The organism is Dyadobacter sp. HNCC25DJ184, from assembly GCF_056895215.1.
This window is the reverse complement of sequence record NZ_JBXHAQ010000019.1, coordinates 62,552-87,352: the sequence shown is the minus strand read 5'-3', so window position 1 is coordinate 87,352 and position 24,801 is coordinate 62,552. Positions and strand designations below refer to the sequence as shown.

19 protein-coding genes are annotated in these 24,801 nt (G+C 43.1%); 7 read left to right on the top strand and 12 right to left on the bottom strand.

Annotated features, from left to right (window positions below; all coding sequences use genetic code 11):
* Positions 1–7 precede the first annotated feature (7 nt).
* Positions 8–940: an aldo/keto reductase gene (locus AC1XUD_RS23615; protein ID WP_483363500.1), complete on the top strand. Its 933-nt coding sequence runs from the start codon at positions 8–10 to the stop codon at positions 938–940.
* Here AC1XUD_RS23615 and ytxJ read toward each other — a convergent pair whose 3' ends face one another.
* The 4 genes from ytxJ to AC1XUD_RS23595 all read right to left on the bottom strand — a co-directional run bounded on the left by ytxJ (position 941) and on the right by AC1XUD_RS23595 (position 4,477).
* Positions 941–1,273, bottom strand: a complete 333-nt coding sequence (gene ytxJ / locus AC1XUD_RS23610) for a bacillithiol system redox-active protein YtxJ (RefSeq protein ID WP_483363499.1) — start codon at positions 1,271–1,273, stop codon at positions 941–943.
* A 103-nt stretch (positions 1,274–1,376) separates the two neighbouring features.
* Positions 1,377–2,612, bottom strand: a complete 1,236-nt coding sequence (locus tag AC1XUD_RS23605) for a DUF819 family protein (RefSeq protein WP_483363498.1) — start codon at positions 2,610–2,612, stop codon at positions 1,377–1,379.
* A gap of 392 nt (positions 2,613–3,004) precedes the next feature.
* Positions 3,005–3,583: a DUF4369 domain-containing protein gene (locus AC1XUD_RS23600; protein WP_483363497.1), complete on the bottom strand. Its 579-nt coding sequence runs from the start codon at positions 3,581–3,583 to the stop codon at positions 3,005–3,007.
* A gap of 255 nt (positions 3,584–3,838) precedes the next feature.
* The gene (locus AC1XUD_RS23595; protein ID WP_483363496.1) at positions 3,839–4,477 is read right to left on the bottom strand and encodes a hypothetical protein; all 639 of its coding nucleotides are present in this window, start codon (positions 4,475–4,477) and stop codon (positions 3,839–3,841) included.
* Between the two features lie 177 nt (positions 4,478–4,654).
* Between AC1XUD_RS23595 and AC1XUD_RS23590 the strand changes: the two genes are divergently transcribed.
* From AC1XUD_RS23590 to AC1XUD_RS23575, 4 genes are all read left to right on the top strand, one after another.
* Positions 4,655–5,548, top strand: coding sequence for a glycosyltransferase family protein (locus AC1XUD_RS23590; protein WP_483363495.1), 894 nt, complete (start codon positions 4,655–4,657; stop codon positions 5,546–5,548).
* Between the two features lie 313 nt (positions 5,549–5,861).
* Complete coding sequence (locus tag AC1XUD_RS23585) at positions 5,862–8,183, top strand: PSD1 and planctomycete cytochrome C domain-containing protein (RefSeq protein ID WP_483363494.1); 2,322 nt, start codon at positions 5,862–5,864, stop codon at positions 8,181–8,183.
* Positions 8,184–8,334: 151 nt separating this feature from the next.
* Positions 8,335–9,789, top strand: a complete 1,455-nt coding sequence (locus AC1XUD_RS23580; RefSeq protein ID WP_483363493.1) for a DUF1501 domain-containing protein — start codon at positions 8,335–8,337, stop codon at positions 9,787–9,789.
* A 57-nt stretch (positions 9,790–9,846) separates the two neighbouring features.
* Positions 9,847–12,018, top strand: a complete 2,172-nt coding sequence (locus tag AC1XUD_RS23575; RefSeq protein WP_483363492.1) for a c-type cytochrome domain-containing protein — start codon at positions 9,847–9,849, stop codon at positions 12,016–12,018.
* Between the two features lie 34 nt (positions 12,019–12,052).
* Here AC1XUD_RS23575 and AC1XUD_RS23570 read toward each other — a convergent pair whose 3' ends face one another.
* The gene (locus AC1XUD_RS23570; protein ID WP_483363491.1) at positions 12,053–13,237 is read right to left on the bottom strand and encodes an AGE family epimerase/isomerase; all 1,185 of its coding nucleotides are present in this window, start codon (positions 13,235–13,237) and stop codon (positions 12,053–12,055) included.
* Between the two features lie 228 nt (positions 13,238–13,465).
* Here AC1XUD_RS23570 and AC1XUD_RS23565 point away from each other — a divergent pair, with 228 nt between their 5' ends.
* The gene (locus AC1XUD_RS23565; RefSeq protein ID WP_483363490.1) at positions 13,466–13,717 is read left to right on the top strand and encodes a hypothetical protein; all 252 of its coding nucleotides are present in this window, start codon (positions 13,466–13,468) and stop codon (positions 13,715–13,717) included.
* Between the two features lie 48 nt (positions 13,718–13,765).
* On the opposite strand, the gene AC1XUD_RS23560 is transcribed toward AC1XUD_RS23565, so the two are convergent.
* The 7 genes from AC1XUD_RS23560 to AC1XUD_RS23530 all read right to left on the bottom strand — a co-directional run bounded on the left by AC1XUD_RS23560 (position 13,766) and on the right by AC1XUD_RS23530 (position 22,767).
* Positions 13,766–14,722 carry a methylenetetrahydrofolate reductase gene (locus AC1XUD_RS23560; protein WP_483363489.1) on the bottom strand — a complete coding sequence of 319 codons (957 nt, stop codon included), beginning with the start codon at positions 14,720–14,722 and terminating at the stop codon, positions 13,766–13,768.
* A gap of 129 nt (positions 14,723–14,851) precedes the next feature.
* Entirely contained in the window at positions 14,852–17,491 is a 2,640-nt protein-coding gene (locus AC1XUD_RS23555; RefSeq protein WP_483363488.1) for a glycoside hydrolase family 2 protein, read from the bottom strand.
* A 213-nt stretch (positions 17,492–17,704) separates the two neighbouring features.
* Complete coding sequence (locus AC1XUD_RS23550; protein ID WP_483363487.1) at positions 17,705–18,010, bottom strand: hypothetical protein; 306 nt, start codon at positions 18,008–18,010, stop codon at positions 17,705–17,707.
* Positions 18,011–18,125: 115 nt separating this feature from the next.
* Positions 18,126–18,890 (bottom strand): SDR family NAD(P)-dependent oxidoreductase, encoded by a 765-nt coding sequence (locus AC1XUD_RS23545; protein ID WP_483363486.1) that lies wholly within the window; start codon positions 18,888–18,890, stop codon positions 18,126–18,128.
* 53 nt (positions 18,891–18,943) lie between these two features.
* Positions 18,944–19,396, bottom strand: coding sequence for an acyl-CoA thioesterase (locus tag AC1XUD_RS23540; RefSeq protein WP_483363485.1), 453 nt, complete (start codon positions 19,394–19,396; stop codon positions 18,944–18,946).
* A 159-nt stretch (positions 19,397–19,555) separates the two neighbouring features.
* Positions 19,556–20,332: a 3-keto-disaccharide hydrolase gene (locus AC1XUD_RS23535; RefSeq protein ID WP_483363484.1), complete on the bottom strand. Its 777-nt coding sequence runs from the start codon at positions 20,330–20,332 to the stop codon at positions 19,556–19,558.
* 110 nt (positions 20,333–20,442) lie between these two features.
* The gene (locus AC1XUD_RS23530) at positions 20,443–22,767 is read right to left on the bottom strand and encodes a prolyl oligopeptidase family serine peptidase (RefSeq protein ID WP_483363483.1); all 2,325 of its coding nucleotides are present in this window, start codon (positions 22,765–22,767) and stop codon (positions 20,443–20,445) included.
* 293 nt (positions 22,768–23,060) lie between these two features.
* On the opposite strand from AC1XUD_RS23530, the gene AC1XUD_RS23525 reads away from it, so the two are divergent.
* Positions 23,061–24,773: a GMC oxidoreductase gene (locus AC1XUD_RS23525; RefSeq protein WP_483363482.1), complete on the top strand. Its 1,713-nt coding sequence runs from the start codon at positions 23,061–23,063 to the stop codon at positions 24,771–24,773.
* Positions 24,774–24,801: the final 28 nt, after the last annotated feature.

Genomic DNA, 24,801 nt, shown 5'->3' with positions numbered 1-24,801 from the left:
TATCGCTATGAAACTTGAGGTAAAATTGAACAGACGTCAAACCCTGAAAGCGATAGGGATGATCGGCGGAGGAATACTCGTCAATCCGGTTTCCGGATTGGCACTAAACGAACAGATGATGCAAAGGATAATTCCTTCTGGACATGAAAAACTCCCCGTAATAGGGTTGGGATCCTGGCAACAATTTGATGTGGGAGATTCAAAAGCTGAAAGAGAACCGTTAAAGGATGTGCTCATAGCCTTAAAGGAAAAGGGCGGGAAAGTGGTTGATGCATCCCCGATGTACGGCCGGGCTGAAAAAGTGATCGGGGATTTATCGACGGAGGCGGGGCTAAACAAGGATTTATTTTTGGCGACTAAAGTCTGGACTTCAGGAAAGCAGCAGGGAATAGAGCAGATGACCGACTCCCTAAAGAAAATGGGACGCAAGCAAATTGACCTGATGCAAATTCACAACCTGCTGGATTGGCAGACGCATCTGAAAACCCTTCGTCAATGGAAAGAGGAGGGAAGGATCAGATATATCGGGATTACGCACTATACCGACGCGGCGCACAGCAAACTGGAACAGATTATTAAGTCGGAAAAGCTTGATTTCGTGCAGTTTAACTATAGTATTAAATCCCGAAACGCGGAGTTAAGTCTCTTAAATACAGCCAGGGAAAATGGAGTTGCTGTCATTATCAATGAGCCGTTTGATCAGGGCGCGCTTTTCCGTGCTGTCAAAGGCAAACAATTGCCTAACTGGGCCAAAGATTATGATATTCACTCCTGGGCCCAGTTCTTCTTAAAATATCTGATCGGAAATACTGCCGTCACCTGCGTTATTCCCGGCACTTCGGACGTGAAACATTTGGTCGATAATGCAGGTGCCGGATTTGGAAAAATTCCAGACGAAATGACGAGAAAGAAGATGGTAAGTTGGTTGGAGCAGCTGTAACTAGCTGACAACCATACTCAGCGGTTCTTCCAGAGACACATCTTCGTGAGAAGCGTTATATATGCACTCGCCGTCTTTGATCAATAAAATTTGTGGAGATTCGTGTGTGATCCCGAACGAATTCTCTATTGCCTGAGATTCAGGTCTATTGCTGATAACGTCTACTATATATAATGGAACTTTTGGAGCGAAACTGCCGACTTCCATTCTCAATCGACGGTACGCCATAAGGCTCGTCGAACATCTAGGGCTATGCTTGTATATGATCGAATAATCGCCCGCTTCTTTGATTTTGTTGATGGTGTTCTTATCTGTAATCGAAATCCAACTCATTTCTAAAATCTCCTGTTTTTGTTTAATACTAACTTCTTAACCTAAAAAAGGTGTTAAATGGTTCAGTTATTCAACTTGACTACACCATTAGAAAGTGCCTTTCCTATTGATTACTAACCCATTGCATCGCCAGGCCTGTCAGGTAACCACCATAAGTTCCGATCGCATATCCCAAAATAGCAAGCAAAACACCTACTGGTGCCAAAGCCGGATTGAATGCCGCGGCCACAACCGACGCTGAGGCAGAACCGCCCACATTGGCCTGACTCCCCACTGCCAGATAAAAAAATGGTATTCGCAGCCATCGACAAACTATTATCAGCAAAATGCCGTGAATCGAAATCCAGATGGCTCCAATTGCGAACAGGCCGGGATTGTCAATCACAGCTTTCAGATCCATTTGCATACCGATCGTCGCCACGAGTACGTACAAGAATACCGTACCCAGTTTGGATGCACCGCAATATTCCAGTTTGCGAAGTGGCGTAGTGGACAGAAAAATTCCGATAAATGTTGCGATAGATATAATCCACAAAAATTTGGATGTGAGACTATATTTTTCGAGTTGTGGATAATTTGTAGCTAGATATGGCGCAATGAAATCTGCCAGAAAATGGGAGAGACCGGTCGCGCCGAAACCAATGGCTGCAATGAAAATATAGTCCTTCACTAATGGAATTCTTTCATTGGACTGTTTTTCAGCTTCCAATTTGTTTTTTACATCGTCTACTTCCGAAGAGTTAGCTTTCAGAAGGCGATCCATTTTAGCAACTTTGCCCGCGCCATAAATCAACAAAGCCATCCAGAGTTCAGCGCAAACCACATCGACTGGAATAACCTGCGAAAACAGCCTGTCGCTGGGTTGAAATACTTCCTTGAGTGCCGTTTGATTCGCGCCACCGCCAATCCAACTTCCTGCGATGGTCGCTAATCCACGCCATATGGCCTCATGGCCGTCACCAGCAACAGTGGAAGGACTTATTGTTCCAACAATCCATAATGCAAAGGGGCCGCCGATCATAATCCCTGCAGTACCTACCAGCATGGCGATCATAGCCTTGGGACCCAATGTTTTAAGAGAGTGCCAGTCCATCCCTAAAGTGAAAAGGACAAGGCAGGCTGGTAAGAAATATTTAGATATAACTGGATACAGCTGCGAACCAGCACCGTCAATTATTCCGAAAGTATTGAGCAAACCCGGAATAAAATAGCACAACAAAAGCGGCGGAATAACTGTGTAAAATCGTTGAAATGACCTTTGCGAAAGCGACGCAGTGTAGAATATCAGAGCAAGAACCACAAAGAGCAGTCCCAGAAGCGTGGCATCGTTTTGAATCATTATTGGAAAAAAGGTATGGTTCGGTTCCAGACAAAAATAGCGAACGGAAGCTGGAACCTAAGCTTTTCAGCCTCAATTTATCTATACTCGAATAGTTTGCAACAATTTTCGGGAAGACATTTGTCGAAAAGAAGAAACCTAGTATATGCCGTCTTTTCTCTTTGAGCCTACTGCAACTCGCCTTGATTTTAATCCAATGAGAAAGATATCATCTGGATAGCTCTGTTCAACCACTTGTTTCTACCCAAAGCCCGTAACCGAGGAATTTCCTTCCTGTAAGACCCACACCGCATGGCCCAAAGCACAATATATCGGGTTTCTCATTGACCAATACCTTTGCTTTTTCTCAAATTAGTTATGAATTGAACGTCAAGCAAATTGACATTTTTATATTATTTGATAAGAGATTTTGCTTGTTCGCTGTCTCTGATATTCCTATCAAATTTGGAGAGGAGACGGCTTATTTGGGCTGATGTCAATGAATGAGATACATCGACGAGTTTGAAAAACAGATGATATGAATAAGGATGTTCTTCTATTTGTTTTCCAAAAGCGTTAATCCGAAAACCTCTTGTTGAGTTTAGTGTGTCGCTATATAAAACCAATGATTGCTTGCCGAGCGTAAGGTTGCCCTTGATTGATACACTTTTCAAAGATTTTGTTACATTGGATTCCATAAGATTGCCAGAAAGTTTCGAGGCTGGCGATTCCAACATTATCAGGCTGGTATACACTGGTTTTTCCCTGATTTTCTGTTTGGTAGGAAAAACAAACAACCTTATGACGCTGTCTTTTGCTGACCTGTGTTTTAACTGAGCGTAGCTGGGACCTGCAAATTTCGATGCCTGAACTTTGAATGCGAACTTTCCATCTTTCGTAATCGATGAGTCCTGCACTCTGGCTAGCCTGTCTGAACGGTACATCATACCATCGGGGAGGTTGGAGATATTTCCTTCTAAAATAGTAATCATTTTTTCTTTGTTTTTTGAACAAGAAGAAATGATATAAGTTAGGGTGATGATAAGAAATGGTAAGGTCTTATTAATTCTCATTTTCAGTTTGATGATGGTTTCAAATAATACTCTAAAAAGCATAGACGAATTTGAAACATTAATTTCTGTCGGCAAAAGCTCGGATGATGAATTAACTTTGTTTAACTAATTCGGAGGAGAACGGATGTTCGAACAATGTCCTGAGTTCATCAGAAGAGTAGAATTAGCTTACAGTCAATTCGCAACAATCCTGACATTCGAAAAAATCGCCTTTTCAACCACATCCGGATTGTGAGAACATATATATATACCCAAAAAGGCTGAGTCAGGCATCTTTTCCATCTCGTGCGATCCTACAAGCTCGAGTTTTTCTCCTTTTTTCCCGGCCATTAAAGTGTAATTCTTCCCCTTTCTTGAAAGCTGAAGCGACATATAATGTTTACTGTTTGCAAAGATTTCGTCCTCGGGATCTCTCATTTTTTCACCTTTGGCAATCCGCCACTGTAGCACCGTGAGCCCATCACCGTGACTAACCGCGCTGATATGGGAAGCATCGCCATCCAGTGATTCACGTACCATCCAACCTACTTTTCGGTGTGGATCGACACCGTTTCCGACAAACTCAAAATCTGCACTGGCCGTGAAATCGCCCTTAACTTTTTTATATAGATATTGAAATTCATCTCTTTCAAACCATATGTTGTAACCCGCGCCAGACATTGTATACTTATTTGCTTGTGGATCGAACCTAGCTCCACCCTTAAGTTTCGGATTTCCGATATCCTCACTTTTATCAAAAATGCCTATTCGAGGTGCAACAGAGCCAATTAGAGCGACAGATGTTAATATGATAGCTGCGAAGTATTTAAGCATAGGTCTAATCGAAGAAAGTTGTGAAAGAAATATTGTTGTAATAGAAATATTATTTGTAAATATATTACAAATAATTCAGTGCTTTCACGCGTTTTTTTAGATGATATTGCCTCGATCTCGTTACTGTAAAAATCTGTTGTATTATTGCGTTTTAAAAGTTCAGAAATTAAATAAGGGATGAAAATTTCAGGTTTTTCGTATGTAAGAAATGGGGTGGACTACGACTATCCATTTATTGAATCCATAAAGTCTGTTTTGCCGATATGCGATGAGTTTGTCATGGTATTGGGGGACTCAACTGATTCAAGTAGGGAAGCAATAAACGCAATTGGCTCAGATAAAATAAAGATTGTCGATTCGATATGGGATATGAACAATCGAGTTGGGGGAAAAGTATTTGCGCAGCAGGCCAATATCGGACTTGACCATATAACGGGCGACTGGGCATTCCACATTCAAGCTGACGAAGTTGTACACGAAAAGGATCTGGAAAAAATCACGGCTGCAATTCAGGAATTTGATTCAGACCCTCAAGTGGACGGACTGCTTTTCCCATTCATACATTTTTGGGGCGGATATGATTATATCCGGACATCGAGAAGAGTACATAAAAATGAGATTCGGGTTTTTCGAAATAACCCCTTGGTAAGGTCATACAGAGATTCTCAGGGATTTCGCAAGTACTCAAGTCGGGAGGCTTACGAGGCAGGCGAGAAAGGTGAGAAGCTGTATGTCAAAAAGGTCAATGCCCCAGTGTTTCATTATAATGGCGTGAGAAAATCGGAAACGCAAAAAAAGAAAGAGAACACTTTTCATTCAATGTATGTGCAGGAGATCGCTTTCGCGGCAGAGACTAAGTCAAGTTTTGATTATAATCAGGTTGATCGCGTCGAAAAGTTTAAAGGATCTCATCCCGCTGTTATGGCTGACCGAATTAGGCAGTTTGATCAGCCTTTCATCTTCGATCCCAAAAAAGCCAAATGGAGACTGAAAGATAGACTTATCCAACCTATTGAGGATGTTTTAGGATTCAAATTTGGGGAATATAAAAATTATAAATTGATTAAATAACTTCAGAGGAATGTATGATTTTGAGCCTTACATAATGTGATTGATTACCTTCGACTCCTTCATGCCGGAAATTTTTAGTTCGCAACTAGCTGAAAATTAGTAGGTTTATGGATATCATACAAAATTGAACTTGCACTAATCTGACTTTTGCTGCATACTATTCATTGAGCCGAAGCAATGTCTTAGGAGTAGACCTGCCTAGAAATTGACTTTTATAACATTAAATGGTCTTTTTTGAATGATTTGATGATGATCTACAAAAAGCAGACCAAGAACTAAGGATATTTCGAATTATGTGAATAAGGTCAGATCCATGAGATGTAAAGTCGTGAACAAGCTTTTTTTTGCCGGGTTATTGATTGGAGCCGTTGTAATTCAGGGTTGTAACAACAACTCGGGAAGTAGTGGTGAAGAGCGCCTCCCTAAAGAGATTTCATACAATTTCGATGTCAGGCCGATATTATCTGACAAGTGCTTCGCTTGTCATGGCCCTGACGAAAACAAGAGGAAGGCTGGTCTTCGGCTGGATATCGAAAAAGAGGCATTCAAAGCCCTTAAGGAGCATCCTTCTGCGCATGCGCTCGTGGCTGGCAAGCCTGAGCTTTCCCAGGTATTTCTTCGTATTGCCACAAAGGATACGACCCAGATAATGCCGCCGATAGAGTCTAATCTAAAGCTTTCGCTCCGCGACGTTTCGATCATCGAAAAATGGATCAAGCAAGGCGCCAAATACGAAAAACACTGGGCGTTTGTGGCACCGGTAAAACCGCAATTGCCGGAAATTGACGACGAAAAATGGCCGAAAAATGAGATTGATTATTTTGTTCTGGCCAAACAGGAAGAAAAAGGGCTGAAGGCAAATGAGGAAGCCGATAAAGAACGGTTGCTCAAAAGGGTTTCTCTGGATTTAACCGGACTGCCTCCAACTATTCAGATGATGGACGCCTTTTTGGCGGACAATAATGCAAACGCATATGAGAAGGTAGTGGATCAGTTGTTAAAAGATCCTGCATATGGCGAAAAAATGGCGGTTCATTGGCTGGATGTCGCGAGATATGCTGATTCGCACGGATATCAGGACGACGGTTACAGAACACAGTGGCCATGGCGAGATTGGGTAATCCATGCTTTCAACAAAAACATGCATTACGACGATTTTGTAACCTGGCAATTGGCGGGTGACTTGCTTCCGAAGCCGACCAAGGAGCAAATTCTGGCTACAGGTTTTAACAGAAATCATAAGATAACAGAAGAGGGAGGGGTGATTCCGGAGGAGTATCGGGTATCGTATGTTTTGGATAGAAATGATCTGTTCGGAAAAGCTTTTTTGGGTGTAACGCTGGAGTGTTCCAGATGTCACGATCATAAGTATGACCCTTTCACACAAAAAGAATATTACCAGCTATCGTCTTTCTTTAATAACGTGAAAGAGGTTGGTATTGAGTCTGTTATCGGTGGGCCGGAGACATATGCCAAGCAGCCATTAATGGAGATCAGTAATGATGAAGTAAAGAATATTCTCACTTTTATCAACAAGCCGGACACGAATAGATTGATCGTATCCGTGATGGGTGACCTGGATACGACACGCAAAACATATATTCTCAACCGCGGTGTATATGACGCCCATGGAGACGAAGTACAGCCGGGAACTCCAAATTCTATTTTGCCATTCGGAAAACAATATGCTAATAACAGACTCGGCTTGACCAAATGGCTTTTTGACAAAAAGAACCCGCTGACAGCCCGTGTATATGTTAATCAGGTATGGCAGGAATTTTTCGGAAGGGGCATTGTGAAAACCTCCGGCGACTTCGGCATGCAAGGGGAGCTACCTTCGCATCCTGCTTTATTGGACTGGCTGGCGGTAGACTTTATGGAACACGATTGGGATATTAAACGGCTTGTAAAACAGATTGTTATATCGTCGACTTATCGTCAGTCAGCCATTGTAAGCCCCGAAAAACTGAAACGCGATCCGGAGAATATCTACCTGTCCCGATCATCGAGATATCATATTGATGCTGAGAATATTAAAGATCTTGTGTTGGCAAGTAGCGGTTTATTAGTCAAAACAGTTGGTGGACCAAGTGTAAAACCATATCAACCGGCAGGTTTGTGGGAAGGAGCAACCTCTGGCCGTGGATTGTTGTCCATATATGTTCAGGATCATGGTGCCAAGCTATATCGGAGAGGGATGTATACATTGATCAAACGAACTGTTCCGCCCCCAACTATGGGGATTTTCGATGCGAGCAACCGTGACATGTGCGAGGTGAAAAGGTTGAAAACCAACACGCCGTTACAGGCACTTGTAATGATGAATGACCCGGCTGTTCTGGAAGCTTCGCGGGTATTAGCGGGTAAATTGATCCAGGAAAAGACGGACGAAAAAAACAAGATCATCACCGCGTTCCGTCGGATCGTTTGCAGGAAACCCACTGACAAAGAAATGGATATCCTGTTAAAATATTATGAACGACAATCCAGCACTATCACCCAGCCGGAAGCGACCAAAATGCTCCAGGTAGGAGAGTATCCAATGATTAAAAATAATGATAAAGTGAAGCACGCAGCGCTCATGCGGGTCATCGCGACGATTTATAATCTCGAAGAAACGATTACGAAATCTTGAGCTATTAGGTATTAGCTGTTAGCTTTTAGTTTAGAGAGCACAGTTAATGGAGGAAACCTGAGCATCCGGTAGGTTTTTGATAAGAACTAGATATATATTCCGCAGGAACACAAACTAAGAGCTAATCGCTAAAAGCTAACAGCTAAAAAAAATGGAAAAGGAAATTCTGGAACATGGCTTTAATTTTAACAGAAGGCGTTTTTTGTCTTCTATGAGCCTTGGTGTTGGGAGTATGGCCCTGGGATCTTTGCTGATGCCAGGTCTGTTTGACGGCACAGGAGGAGAGGATGAGGCGTTGACAGTCGGTATTCCGCATTTTGCTCCTAAAGCAAAAAGGGTGATATATCTTTTTCAAAATGGCGCGCCATCCCAACAGGAGCTTTTCGACTATAAACCCAAATTGAGGGATATGTTCGGGCAGGAGATTCCGCCATCAGTTCGTGGAACACAGCGTTTGACGGGTATGACGGCCAATCAGGCTTCCTTTCCTTTAGTGGGTTCTTTCACAGATTTTAAACAATATGGGCAATCGCGTGCGTGGGTAAGTGACTTACTGCCATATACTTCCAAAATTGTTGACGATCTCTGCATCATTAAATCTATGTACACAGAGGCGATTAACCACGATCCGGCCTTGACTTTCTTGCAAACGGGTTCACAGCAAGGTAACAGGCCGAGTATGGGCTCCTGGCTGAGTTATGGATTAGGTAACGAAAATAAAAACCTGCCGAATTTTACGGTGTTGTTGTCCCGCGGTGTTGGGAATGGTCAAGGGGTATATTCCAAGCTCTGGTCGAATGGTTTCTTGGATTCTGTTCATCAGGGCGTTCAGTTTAGCAAAGGAGAAGATCCTGTACTATATCTGCGTGACCCGGAAGGCTTGAACAGGAAGGAAAGAAGAGATATGTTAGATCAGCTGGAGGAGTTGAATGATCTTTCATATCAGGAATTTGGCGATCCGGAAATTGCTGCGAAAGTGAAGCAATATGAAATGGCGTATCGTATGCAAACCGCTGTGCCGGAGGTGATGGATCTTTCGAAGGAGTCTGACGATATCATTAAACTATACGGACCCGATTGTCTTGTTCCGGGAACATACGCAGCTAATTGTCTTTTGGCCAGGAAATTATCTGAAAGTGGCGTCCGGTTTGTACAGCTGTATCATCAAGGTTGGGATCAACATGGCAATCTACCATTTGAAATAACAAAACAAGCCATGGATGTGGACCAGGCATCGGCGGCACTCGTTACTGACCTGAAGCAACGCGGACTTCTTGACGAAACATTGGTGATATGGGGTGGCGAATTTGGCCGGACCAGCTATACTCAAGGGAAACTTACGCAGGATAATTACGGACGTGACCACCACCCGAGGTGCTTTACCGTATGGATGGCGGGTGGCGGAATCAAACCAGGTTTGGTATATGGTGAAACAGACGAATTGGGGTACAATATCGCGAAAGATCCAGTCCATGTACATGATTTTCAGGCTACTATATTGCACCAACTGGGGCTTAATCATGAAAAACTAACCTTCAAACATCTGGGCAGAAGATACCGCCTGACTGATATTTCGGGTAAGGTTGTGAAAGATATCATCAGTTAATTCCGAGAGACAGCTCTCAGTCAGTTTTACTCTTAACCTTCAATTTTACCCCGTTTAATGGCTTTTGGATTCCGGAAAATTGGCGAGCAGTTATTAATAGTACTCAATATATTTATTGCATTTATACTTGTCTTTGAGGACAAGCTCATTCTTCCGGCCTGGGTGCAGTCGATTGGAAGGATGCATCCGCTTCTGCTGCATTTTCCGATTGCTTTATTGATTGTGGCTGTCCTGTTGATGGTTTTTGGTAAAAACATATATACCCGGGACGGTAAAAAATCCTCTCTTGCACCCGATTTTCTTTTAATAGGATCCATTTTGGCTGGTATAACAGTCGTGATGGGAATCTTCTTGTCGCGGGAAGATGGATATACCGGATCTGTTCTTGTCTGGCATAAATGGACCGGAGCCGGTGCGTTTTTTCTGGGGTCGCTCATTTATCTGCTCCGAAATTTTTCATGGTATAATGGCCCGCTTTTAAAAATCAGTTCGGCAGCACTGGTGTTTATTTTGACAATTGCAGGGCATTATGGTGCCACTCTAACCCACGGAGAGAATTTCCTCACGCAGCCATTGATGGCCGAGTCACAACCAGTCGCCGTTCCTGTGGAGAAAGCGGCTGTCTTTAATGATGTAATCAAACCGATATTTGAACAAAAATGTGTGAGTTGCCATAACGAGGACAAGCTAAAAGGCGAATTGATGCTGACCGATATGGCTTCCATACTCAAAGGCGGGAAATCGGGCAAGCTTTTCATTGCGGGTAAGCCTGAATTGAGTTTACTCCTGGAACGAATTCACCTTCCACTGGAAGAAAAGAAGCATATGCCACCGACTGGTAAGGCGCAGCTCACAGCGGTCGAAATGGAGATACTGAAATTGTGGGTAAAAGAAAATCCCGATTTCAAAAGAAAAGTGATTGATTTACCTGCAACTGATTCCCTGAGAATACTTGCAGCGGCCTATCTTCATTCCAAAACTCCTCAGGAAAAAAAATACGACTTCGCGTTTGCTGACGAAGAAACTGTGAAAAAGTTAAATAATGACTATCGCACGATATTGAACGTTGCGAACGGTTCGCCGGCATTGGAAGTAAATTTGTATAACAAAAATCAATATTCCCCGAAGCAGCTGGAAGATTTGGCGGATATTAAAAAACAGATCGTTTCCTTGAATCTGAATAAGCTCGGCGTGAAAGACTCGGACTTAAAAATTGTCTCAAAATTTGAGAACCTCGAATGGCTTGGCCTCAATTTTACGGACGTAACCGCAAAGGGAATAGCCAACTTGGATGGACTTAAAAAATTAGAAACCCTGACCTTATCTGGTGTGAAGTTAGATGAGAAGGATCTTCTGGCTTCGTTAAAACAATTGCCTACGCTAAAAACAGTCACGGTATGGGAGTCTGGTATCGCTCCGGAGCAAATGACCGCATTGCAAAAGTCATATGGTAAAATCAATTTTGTAGTTGGATTTAAGGATGATGGCAAAAATCCTTTGAAGTTGAATCCGCCGATTGTAAAGAATAATTCATTGGTTTTCAATTCCTCAACGTCCGTTCTGCTTGCCCACCCAATCAAAGGAGTGGAAATCAGATATACCATTGATGGATCGGAACCCGACAGTGTAAAGTCTCCGGTTTTTGTGAAATTAAACATTACAAACCATACGCAAGTAAAGGCCAGAGCTTTTAAAAAAGGCTGGTATGGTAGCGACGCGATCACGTTTGATTTTTTGAAAAATTCATTTGCACCAGACAGTTTACGACTTTTATATCCCCTCAATCGCGTGCATCAGGCAGAAGCAGCAAATACATTTTTTGACGGAAAATTAGGTGTGATTGGAGCCAATAACCCTGCCTGGGCCAATTTCTGGGGAGGTGTTCGGGACAACGATATGGGGATCGTCGCTGAATTCAAGACGCCCCAAAAGATATCGTCATTCGGTTTGCATTACATGATTGAAGAGAATACAGGAATTTTTCCACCCTCGGAAGTTGACGTTTGGGGCGGCGATGATGCAGACCATTTGAAACTTTTGACCAAACTGAAACCGCCGATGCCTAAATCGGGCGACAAACCTTCCCTTAGATTAAACGAAGCGAATTTCAGTCCGGTGACAGTAAAATATCTGAAGATCATAGCCAAGCCTGTCAATCCAATACCGGCGTGGCATAAGAGCAAAGGTGGTAAAGCGTTGTTGCTCGTGGATGAGATGTTTATTAATTAGTGATGATATTCGCCGCAATTAAATTAAGTGAGGCCTATCCTTTCATCTTCTCCAGCCGCCTCCACATTTCAGCGCAGGCCCGCGAGTTGTGATATGGGCATTTCCAAAAGTTGATTTTATCACCTTTCACAGGTGTGCCATCTTCTCTGACACTGCCATACCATTCGCCTTTCGAATTGTCTATAAAGTGTTCAGTGATATATTTCCAGCTGTCTTCTGATTTGGTTTTGAAATCTTCTTTGTGAGTCAGCTGATATGCATTGTAAAACCCGACCATTTGTTCTGCAAGCACCCACCAGCTTCGCTCAGTGTTCAAATGCTTCGTGTCAGGATTATATTCATAATTCAACGCGCCATCTTTGGCAAGGCCTTCGGTAGCAGCTTCGGCCATTTTAATTGATATCTTTTTTGAATGTTCTATCAATTTTTCATCATGTAATATCTCTGCTGTTTCGTACAACAACCATGATGCCTCAATATCGTGCCCATATGAAATGATATCCTCTTTTGGCTTCCAGCTTTCATCAAAGAAAAGTCGCATACTTGAAGTGGCAGGATTGACGATATGATCCTGAATAGCCATCAGCATATTGCTGGTCTGGGTTTTTAGCTTTTTATCAGGCCAGACACTATATAAATTGGTATATGCTTCCACCAGATGCAGGTGGGTATTCATACTTTTTATCCACGGACTTTTGCTCAGAATATAGTCATCCGTAGCCGACCAGTCACGGTTAAAAGCTTCCCGATATCCTCCATGGATAGGGTCAAAGGCATGTTTTTCAATAATCTCGAATAGTTCCTGCGCCTTTTTCAACGCTGGCGGATAGTTCGTAACTCTGTAATACTCGCTGAGGCCGTACATAGCAAAAGCATTGCCGTAAATCTGTTTTTTTGTATCGGCCGGCGTGCCATTCGCATTAACGGACCAGTAAACGCCACCGTGTTCAGGATCAAAAAAATACTTGACGATCTGCTGATATGCGCGATCCGCAAGTGTGAGGTATTTGGCCTCTTTGAAAATCCGGTGCGCCATAGCAAACGTCCATAATATACGTCCGTTCAGAACCACAGATCTCGCGGCTTCCGGCTGGGCCTCGTTTTCGTAGGTTACCCGCCCATTAAATCCACCATACTTCGTGTCAGGTCCATACTTCTCCCAGTAATCGAGGATATTTCTCAATTCGCTTTTGAAAGCTTGTGATGTAAACGCGGTCATGATGTAAAGGTGTTTTTTGAATAAAGCATGTTTAAGGGAAAACATACCTAAAAGACAAAGCGCTTGACTGCATATCAACGTCGGATTGCATATTCTGGATTCATTCGCCTGTTTTATTGATTGAAAGGAACCTCAAAGCTTTGGAGCTCCGAGGTTTTTGAGTTAAGTACATTTCAAAAAGCATCGGAATTCAAGAGCAAATCTTCAACAAAAAGTAAATCCTATGGGATGAAAATCACGGCCGACCGGATCGAACTCATCAATCAACTTTTTCATACTAAGACGAGCGTTCAAATCATAGATCTGACAGATCATAATGGTGAAGCTCTTGGAACGAAGGTGATATTGACCATTCCGGTTCAGGGTGAATATTACGGGCAAAATTTCGATAACAAACTAAGAATTGTGATACGTTCCATTATCATCGACGACGACCCAAATGCTGATGGAACGGTTCAGGTGGCTTTGACCGCCGTTTAATTTTAAAAAAAACGTACCCGGATGAAGTTTCTCATTCTTCCAGGTATGTTATTTATTTACCAGTGTTTTTGCCGTTTTCCGAATTCCACGCCCGACAAGCATCTCCTGTATTTGGTTAAATATAACTATCGAAGCTTCTATTTCACTTTTTCGAATGGCAACGCTTTCGATATTGAAGCCAAATGGTATCTTGTGTGCAACGCAGTAATCAGTCAACTCGGTTGCAGCTTCCAATACAAACTGAACGGATGCGTCGAGTATATTTTCCGCAGTCAGTAAACTCTCTTTTATCGAAGCCGGAATATGGATGCCGAGCCATTCCATAAACTCGAGTGTCTTTTTAGAGCCGCATGCCGTGATTGTAAACAAGATTGTTGGAATTTCGTGGCCACCGGCATTGCAGGTCAAAACTAGCTGACTAAGCATGTCTTTCGCGTAATTCAAATCAAAAACGCATTGAGAAACGAAGTAACTTACTCCCTTCTCCATTTTGTCTAATATTCGCTGGTCTTCGTCTTTCAGCAGCGCATGGCGTTCCGGAATAGTGACAGCCCCAATTACTGACACCTCTTCAAACTGTCGCCATAGTTGATATGCTTCAGAAAGACTGGTGACAGGCTGGAAGTCAGGAGAAGGTATGCCAACGAAAACCGGCAGAAAACCGTTTTGAGTCAGGTCTTCTAGCCAGTTTGCTAATTCCGTCTTAGTGTATTTGCCCGCCGGACGGTATATGATTTTCGGAACATCTAGCGATGACAAATACCCTCGTGCAAAATCATAGGGGTCAAGTGCATTGACGAAAGGAAAAGGTCGTTCTTCAGAAGTTCTGCTGGACTCTTCCTGTACATCATAAATAATCAGGGCATCGAGATCAAGGTCATAAAGTCGGGCCAGTGTTTTTTCGGCAATCTCACTCACCTTTTCAGGTTCAGTTTGCGATTTAGGAGGGGTAATGCCATATAGAAGCAAACCCGACTCCTTCTCTCGAATTTTGTTCAAAAACATATTAAGGAATTCATATTATAAAGGCAAAAGTAAAGAATTGAAAATTCTATCTATGCCTTTGTACATGATTTTGACATCTCCGTCACAATTAAATTCCGTTTTTTAGCCAGCTTATCCTCTGGAATATCCTCACTGTATGCCGACTTCTGCTTTCTTTACATTCCAGCCCTCAATCGTAACAACAGGGCTCGTATTGGTTTCCTCTATATATTCCAGGAGAACTTTTTTGCTTTCACCAGGTAATACGGATACGTAATTATCTGAGTAAAAGACGGGCAATATTCGTAAACCGGTCTGTTTATTTTCAATGGAGAGCCGGTTGAAGAATGCAACAGTACCTTCTGCAGGGTTCGAAAGATTTACTTCAATTTTACCCTTTTCAATCTTTTTCGCAGTCACTTTTACATTCGATTGACTTATTTCCTTTAATCCGGAGTATTCGCCGGTAGCGTCGGGAAGCCAGTAAAGATTTTCACTCACCGGCTGTTTGTCCAGATTCAGAAGTTTGAGGCTTAAAAAGGTTCCTTTTTCTTTTGCCTGTTTTTTAATCTGCGAGGCAACCGACATCACCATCCGGGTCGTTGATGGACCTATTTCCACAAAAACCTGACCCATACTATTTCGTTTTCCGTTCATATCCAGCGTTTCCATTACCAGCATCATATCATATTGATGTTTGAAGGTATTGTTTATAATTGCGATCGTGGAGTCTGCCGGGTTGTACATGGCATGCACTGGTTCGCTGCCAGAATGCAGCCCATACAGACATGCATTCGGATCCAAATACACGTCGTACATCTGACCGCGTAATGAAGTCCATGGGTTTTGCGTTTTCCAGATAATTACGCCCGTGTACCAATCCCACATGTGCGCACTGAATCCTTCCATCAAGGCTCTATATTGGTCATAATTAGCTAATTGTGCTTTCCTGCCGAAATCTGCTGCATCCTTTGGTTTGCCATACGGTTCCAGAAAATCTCCGTAGCCGATGTACTTGTGGTATTGCCAAACCGAATCAACCTTTTCTCGCTTATTATCAGGTAGATATACCGGAGCGACAAGGTTTTCTTTTGGTAGAAATCTTTGTAGGGACTCGATATCGCCGACACCCACAGATCCGATTTCAGAGTTAAACGGCCACGTACGATAATTCCAGAATTTTGTGAGCGGTTGTATTCCGTAAGGCCCGTCGCCATTGCCGCCCAATGAGTTGAAAGACATATCATCCGAATTGGAATAGTCTACAAACCAGCGTGTTCCATCCAGCTTTGGAAGTATAGAATCGCGTAATGGGGTCATGATATCCTGTGGCAGCGTTATCTCATTTCCTCCACACCATATGGCTAGCGATGGATAATTTCTGATCATTTTGATCTGATCAATCGCTGACTTCAAGAACAGGTTGTGATCGTCCGGGTAATTTCTACGAGTCCATTGGTCATCGCGCTTCTGTGGGTCCACCCAACGACCGTTGCAATCGCCGGAACCCCAGAAATCCTGCATCACGAGAATACCATATTTGTCGCACGCTTCGAAAAACTCCGGACGTTCTGTCAACGCACCGCCCCAAACCCGTAACAAGTTGAGATTCATATCTTTGTGAAAACGCACTTCCGCATCATATCGTGCATCGGAAAACCTGAGCATGGCATCAGAAATGATCCAGTTTCCGCCTTTGATAAAAACTCGCTGACCGTTAACAGAAATCTGTTTGCTTCTGGTTGTGGCATTCCAGTCGGCCTGAATTTCTCTGATTCCCACTTTTATTTCTTCCTGATCAGATAATTTTCCGTTGATCTGAAACTGAATCCTGGAGGAGTATAGATGCTGATTTCCATATCCGTTTGGCCACCACAATCTTGGGTTTTTTAATACCAAATCAGGAAGGGTAACTTCGCTGGTAGAATTGGCCTTTACCGTCACAGATTTGGTGATTTTTTGCCCGTCGATCTCAAACTGAACGATTCCGGATATCGGTGAATTGGTTGGATTCTCAAGTTCGGTCGATACTTTCACAGTAGCGGGCGTCTGAGGTGCATCTGGTACGCGTTTTCCAGGAACCAGCGTGATGATATGGGGATTTTTGAGGTTGATCTTTCCTGTTTTTTCAATCACTACCTTATCCCAGATACCTGTATTTCGGTCACGAATGGGTTGAATCCAGTCCCAGCCAGCTACATATTGATGTGCTACGCTTTTGGCGATTGTTCCGTCACCTCCTTGTCCGCCATTGGGGTTTCCAACTTCATCAGAAGGATATACGATGATTGCAAGCCTGTTTTTATGACCGGATTTAATATGGGAAGTAATGTTAAAACTTTGTCGCAGGAACATTCCCTGATGCAGTTCCTTATTCAGCTTTTTGCCATTTAAAAACACATTGGAACTGTAATTTACGCCGCGAAGGTGAAGCCAGATCTCTTCTCCGGGCTTTACGTTTTCGTCAAAATCTTTTACAAACCAGTACGTGTAGTAATCGCGTCCAACATGATAAATATCTGGTATCTTCTCATTGTTCATTCCGTAAAAAGGATCTGGAATTTCTTTGTTGGTCAACTGGGTTGTCAACACGGTGCCAGGAACGACGGCTGATTTCCAATTAGATATTGTAAAAGCGGGATTACTGATTGACTCACCATTGAACTTTATCGTGCCAATAGGAGCACAGAACCAGCCAGAGTTCAATTCATATTGTTGTTGGGCTTTAACCGGAGTGATCAGGAATAACAGGAAAGGTACTAATAGGAAAAAGGAATAAATGGATTTCATTTGAAATGGCGGTAATGCAGATGTTTGGGCAAATATATTCTATGAATATTCCGCAAAAAAGAAAGGATCTATCATTAATAAGAATATTAACGAACAATCCTTTTATTTTTAAATAATTTGATAAAATCCGGAATTATCCCATAATGCTAAGGAACAGGGGAGAGGCAAAATGGGAAATTTGAAAGCGGACCACCGAAAGCCGATTTCCAATCACTAATCATCATCGTGGTTATCGCCTCCCAGGCTGTAGTAATTATTTTCTTCGTCTTCCCGCCCGATTTCTTCGTCATCGTCATCGAGTTCTGCCCCTGGAACGTCCAGATCGTCGCCGACCATGTCGAGATCGAAATCCTTCTCATTCCATTCATTGGGATCTGGGTTTGGAGATTTCTTCCTCCTTATATCCTCAGGATCGATGTCTTTAACTATTAATCCCTGACTAAAAACGTCTTCCGATGCCGGATAATTTCCAGGAAGATCGTCATCATATTGTTCGTCTGCTTCGTCCCTTGGTGTCATAATCTACGGGTATTTTGGTTACTGATAATTAAATTTAAACAATACAGGCCTCAGTCGCAAGCGTACCGAAAGGAACAATTGACTTGCCTCGAGATCTTGTCTAAAAAATTTGTTCCTACAAAGACATCCCACCATCTACAAAAATATTCTGACCGGTTATATAGCTTCCCGCGTCCGAACAAAGCAGGAGGGCGACGGCTGCGCATTCTTCCGGCATGCCAACCCTTCCCATAGGTGTGTCCATGCGATGTAGAATTCTTTCATCAGCCTCAGGAAGTTTTTCTTTAATTCGAGGAGTTTCTATGACACCGGGGGCAAGATTGTTAACGGTGATGCCTGACTCCGCCAGTTGCATAGCAATGTTCTGCACCAGATTTAAAGATGCTGATTTAGTCGCTGCATATACAGCCATGAGAGGGTGCGGTCTCGTTTGTTGTACACTTCCAATCGTTAAAACACGTCCCCAGGATTTGTTGGCCATGGGTGGTATAAACTGCTGCATGAGCTGCAAAGTGGCAGTAAAATTGGTCTGGTATTGCTCGTTTATTTCCTTTCCGGTTATCTCCTGCCAGTCTACCGGAAGTTGAACGGAAGCATTTATGACTAGAATATCAACGTGTATTCCGAGTTTTTCTATGCCTTCGAAAACTCGTTTTGCAGCATCTGTTTTAGATAGGTCGCCTTTAATAACGTGAACCTCCACGCCCGACTTGGCTACCTGTTTGGCCACCATTTGCGCATCCGCTTTGTCAGTTCTGTAATGGACAATGATATCTGCGCCGTATTCGGCGAGGGCAAGCGCGATTGACTTACCAATTCCCTGGCTGGAACCGGTGATTAATGCAGTTTTTCCCTTGAGATTAAATTTGTCTTTAAGCATGTGCACAATATTTTACCTGTGAAAGTAAAATATTGTGCCACTGTTAGTTAACTCTAATCCAGTACCTCCTGATATTCCCTTTCGAAAGATCTGATTTCTTCTTTGAATTCTTCGGGAAGGAGCATGCTCTTGTTCGTCTTGTAGTCAAATAAAACCATCGTAGTATTACCCAAAGTAGTGATCAGTTCTTCGTCCTGAACCAGGCTGGTGACCATATAATCAAGGGTGAAACTCCGATTGCTTATTTTGGAAGTCCTGACGTAAATCCGGGCCGGGTCGGGGAAGATGAGGGGCCTGATGTACTCAATGTGTGCACTGGCTTGGATCAATCCTTTTTCCTGCCAATTCCATTTGAAGGCTTTTAGTAGATAGTAAATCCTGCCTTGTTCGAAATACGTAAGATAAACAGCATTGTTGACATGACACATTTCGTCCATGTCGCTCCACCTGATATCCAATTTCATTCCGAAAGTATACTTCTCTTTTTCAATTAGTATATTTTTCATTAATAACGTTTTTTTGAGGGTTAAAACGTAAAGTTGTAGAATATTGGCTACAATATACTATTATCAAAGTTATTACACAAATATTTAGAAATATTGTCTGGCTGTGGAGTAAAATAGTACGCTGGTGGATAAAAATATTGGTATTTTAGAGATACTGTTTTAGAAATTGGTGTCTGCTTTGCTGATATCCATATCTTTAATCCAGATGTTGCGATAAAGAACATGGTGACCTTCTGATTGCAATTTAAGCCCGCCAGGTCTGTCCGTGATCCCTTTTCCACCATCATTTCCTCCGTCTTGTCCCGAATTAGGCCCACCCCAAACCTGAGTGATCGCATGATTTGTGTGAACCTTTTTACCATTAAAGTAGAGTGTCACCAAAGGTTTTTCGACAAGCTTGCCATCTTTAAACCGTGCTGCTCTAAACATAATATCATATGAGTTCCATTTTCCAACACCATTGTAAGCTGAATATGGAGATTTCGTCTCGTTAATCACGGCACCCATACCGTGGGATGTCGTATCGCCGTCGAGTACCTGAATTTCGTACCGGTTTTGAAGATATACTCCACTGTTTCCACCCGGAGCGGTAATGAAAAACTCAACATGCGCACGAAAATCTTTGAACTCCTTTTTCGTCACAATATCTGCAGCACCATAAAGTCCTCCTGCCGCAGAAGGATCGAAACAGTCAATCGTTGAACCAGAGCCGGTTGGATCAGGAGCAACAGTCCATTTGATAGGCATTGTGGCTTTTAATCTTGGTCCGTTCCAGTAAACCCATTTGTCGTCGAGCATTTTGCGGCTCCCGTCTAAGAATACCTCTGCGCCTTTTTCTGGCTTGGTACCAACGCCGACCTGAGCAACGGCATTGTTAAAAATAGAAGCCGAAAACGCGGCAAGCAAAATGAACGACAAGATATTTTTTCTTTTCATGATCTATTGATTAAATGGACTGGGAAATTTGTAATTCCAAAAGTGGTCCGCCGACGCGATATACTTCCCCACTGCCAGAAGTAAGGCGAAATGGGAAAGCGGTACTTTTACTATTTTAATTTCTCTTCAAAAAGTTTTAATATCCTTTTATATTCATCCGTCCACGAAGACGGTTCAACAAATCCGTGATCCTCCATAGGATACGAAGCCACCTCCCAGTTGTCTTTTCCAAGCTCTATCAAGCGTTGTGAAAGTCTCACAACATCCTGATAATGAACATTTACGTCTACCATTCCATGACATATCAGCAAATTGTTTTTAAATCCTGCAGCGTGGTAAATCGGCGAACTTTTAGCATATGCCAGGCTATCCCATTGCGGTTCGTTGAGAATATTGGAGGTATATGGATGGTTGTAGGCGGCCCAATCGGTAACCGGGCGAAGTGCGGCACCCGCTTTGAAAACATCCGGCGTCGTGAACAGTCCCATCAAGGTGATAAAACCCCCGTATGATCCACCATATATTCCTATTTTATGAGGATCAACTTTGTAGTTTTTAACCAGCCACTTTGCCCCGTCGGTGTGGTCTGTCAGGTCTTTTCCGCCCATGAAACGATATATGCCTGTGCGCCAGTTTCTTCCATAGCCTGAGCTGGCCCTGTAGTCCATATCCAAAACAGTATACCCTTTGTCAGTCAGCAGGTTATTGAACATATATTCCCTGAAATACTGGCTCCACCATTTGGGCGCGTTTTGAAGATAACCCGCGCCATGGACGAAAATCACCGCCTTTCCATTGGGCTTTTTAGGCTCATATACACGGGCATATATCTCTTCGCCATCGCCAGCCTTTATCTTTACAACTTTCGCTTCTCTCCAGGGATATGATTGAAATTCCGGAAGTGTAGATTGGGTAATTCGCTTTTTCTGATCCGCTGAACCTATCGGTGTCAGGAACAGCTCCCAGGGAGTATTGCTATTCGAAAATAAATCAGCGATGGATGTTTCATCCGGTGAAATGGTAGTATTGTGAGCTCCTGTTCCAGAAGTCAGTTTCGTTCGTTCTCCACCATTTACAGACATTTTATATAAATGTTGTTCGCCCGGATGTACTTCGTTCGTGGTGAGAAAGAAGTGTTGCTTACTTCTTGAAAGGACAACTTTCTGAATCTCAAATTTCCCATTGGTTAGTACCGTTTTTGTGTTGGTTTTAAGGTCGACGCTGTAAAGATGCGAACATCCCGATTCCTCACTTTGGAAATATACCACATCCTCATTAATCCAGCCGATTTCTCCTGCGCTCATTGGATAACCACCAACGCCCGGGCCGCCTATCCACGCCTCATCCCGTTGTCTGTCAATCAGTTGAAGAGATAGCGTTTCCGGATTTAATTGCATGATCCACCGATCTTTGTTATCCAGGGAGCGAATGACAACGATTCCGTGTGCGCCTTTTTCAGACCAAAACGGCCCATGAACAACTAAACTGCGCTCTTTTTTATTCCAGATAGTATCCAATTTCGGATAGTCCTTCAGATAGTCAGGCTTGTCTTTATAACCTGGAATTGTTTTCAAACTCAATTTGCGCGTGCTGTCCGTCTTAGTGTCCAACACCCAAAACTCATCGGTTGCAACAGGCGCACCGACTTTTGTTCTCGCCTGCAATTCTTCCGTATATCCCGACTCGGTCACATAATTCCGAACAATCGTAGTCTTGGCTGATTTGTCTGCCTTAGTCAGTCCATAGGTGATATACCGGCCATCAGGGCTTATTGTCAGATTGGTCAGTCGGGAATCTTCCATATATATGGGCTTGGCATAATGTGGCTCATCGGCCTTATTAATTTTTGCAGCCGAATCTTTTTTCATTTTCCTTTCAGCCAAAACGCGGAACATCGCAAGCTGGTCGGCTTTCAGGTTTCTTTCTTCGTCCGAAAGTTTTTTGTCTGTTTTTTTAGATCCTTCGGTAAAGTTGGATAGTTGGGAAGTAGTACCAGATGTCAGATCAACTGAGTATAAATTGTTGCTCCGCTGATAAAAAGCATATTTTCCATTCTGCAGAAAGCCCGGTGCCGACTCCCTGTCCATAGTATGCGTAAGTTGAGCGACTCGTCCCGTTTTACAATCCAGAATAAAGATATCGTCGTTTTTCTCAAATATTTTCTTGTTGAAATCTGCGGTATAGGTACCCTCTGTTGGCGGAATATTACGTCTTTCAGTTGGTGAAACTTTTTCAATAGCACCTTTAGCTATTGAATATCGATAGAGCGAATCGCCTAAATTTTTCTCAGGATTCCATTTGAAATAGACCGTTTTCGAATCTTCGGACCACGAAACCTCAGAGGGAGAAGTTCCGATCCAAAGCTTGGGATCTCTCATAATTTTCTCGACAGTCAAAGTCCCAAGGTTTTGAGCGGCAAGTTGGTGAGCTGCCATAAGACAGCATGAAAAAACGATTTTTTGGAGGTATTTATAATTCATAAATATTAGCAGGAAATTGAATAGAGTGACAAGTTAATAAAATTGGCGACTGAGCCGGGGGCGTGGGCGAAGAATGAGTGAATGGGAGTCTCGGAACTTCTTATAAATTGAAGTACCTTCAAAAGAGTAGGTGACTGGCTGTTATTCACTTTTATCGGGCAGTAAGGGTTTTCAGCCAGCTGATGCGTCTCTTGCGTGAACCATTGCTTCCGGTGCGGTTACAGATTTTTAAAAATACGAGCGAAATTATGTCCTATTTTAATATTGATGCGGCTGCGGCCAATACTTTTGATGCCATTGTGATCGGTACCGGAATGAGCGGGGGATGGGCAGCGAAAGAGCTGACTGAAAAAGGGCTTCGGACGCTCGTGTTGGAGCGGGGACGGGATGTGAAGCATATTGTCGATTACCCGACTACGAATATGTTTCCATGGGAGTTTGAGCATAGGGGAGAGCCGAGTTTGAAAATCAGGCAAGAAAATCCGATCGCGAGCAAGCACTATATCTTTAAAGAAGATGCTATGCATTTTGTGGTCAAGGATGCGCAACATCCTTATATTCAGGACCAACCTTTTGACTGGATGCGTGGATATCAGGTCGGAGGGCGCTCTTTATTGTGGGCGAGGCAGGTACAACGGTGGTCAGACTATGATTTTGAGGGCCCCGCCAAAGATGGATTCGCTGTCGACTGGCCGATTCGATATAAGGATATAGCACCCTGGTACAGCTACGTTGAGAAATTTATTGGCGTATCCGGAAATAAAGATGGTTTGGCACAACTTCCTGACGGTGAGTTTCTTCCACCTCACGATATGACTTGCGTGGAGAAAGATTTCAGCGGTAAAGTAGCGAAACACTACAAGAATACCCGCCCAGTCATTATCGGTCGTGTGGCGCATATCACTGATCCTCAGCCAATTCACCTGGAACAAGGTCGTGCGAAATGTCAGCATCGGAACATGTGTCAGCGCGGCTGTCCTTTTGGTGGATATTTCAGTTCCAATTCTTCAACTATACCTTGGGCGGAGAAGACCGGAAAGATGACTTTGCGGCCAAATTCTGTTGTGCATTCCATCATCTATGATGACAAAAAGAAAAAGGCTGTAGGTGTGCGGGTGGTGGATTCACAGTCCAAGGAAATGACAGAATATTTTGCCAATATCATTTTCCTCAATGCGTCGGCCGTCAATTCCAATTTGATTTTACTCAATTCCAAATCATCCCGATTCCCGAACGGACTTGGAAATGACAGTGGTGTTCTTGGGAAATTTATCGGTTTTCATAATTATAGGGGACGAGTTACCGCTGATTTTGATGGCTTTTATGACAGCACCACAGATGGCCGCCGACCGAATGGTTCCTATATCCCGAGGTTCAGGAATGTTTTCAAACAAGAGACAGATTTTCTGAGAGGATATGCAACTTCGTTTTCAGCAAGTAAAAAAGGAACGCCCACCGACGGCTTGGGAGAAGAATTGAAACAAAACCTTTTCAAAACAAGTCACGAAGGCTGGAATATAGGACTACAGATGATGGGCGAAACGCTGACGAAAGAGTCAAATTCTGTTCGTCTGGATTCTGAGAAAAAGGATGAATGGGGTATTCCGTTATTGAGGATGAACGTCTCATTTGATGACAATGACATGAAAATGGTGGGCGATTTCTATGCTCAGATGAGCGAAATGCTGGATGTTTCGGGTTTCAAGAATATTAAAACTTCAGATACAAAGCGCAATCCTGGAAGTGAAAATCACGAAATGGGCGGTGCCAGGATGGGCCATGATCCTAAAACCTCGTTGCTGAATAAGTGGAATCAAATGCATCATTGCAAAAATGTATTCGTAACCGACGGAGCGTGTATGACCTCCACTTCGACCCAAAATCCGTCGCTAACCTATATGGCCCTGACAGCACGTGCGGTTAACTACGCCGTCGACCAGCTAAAAAAAGGGAATTTATAACTTAAAGGTTAATCACTACTGACTTAAA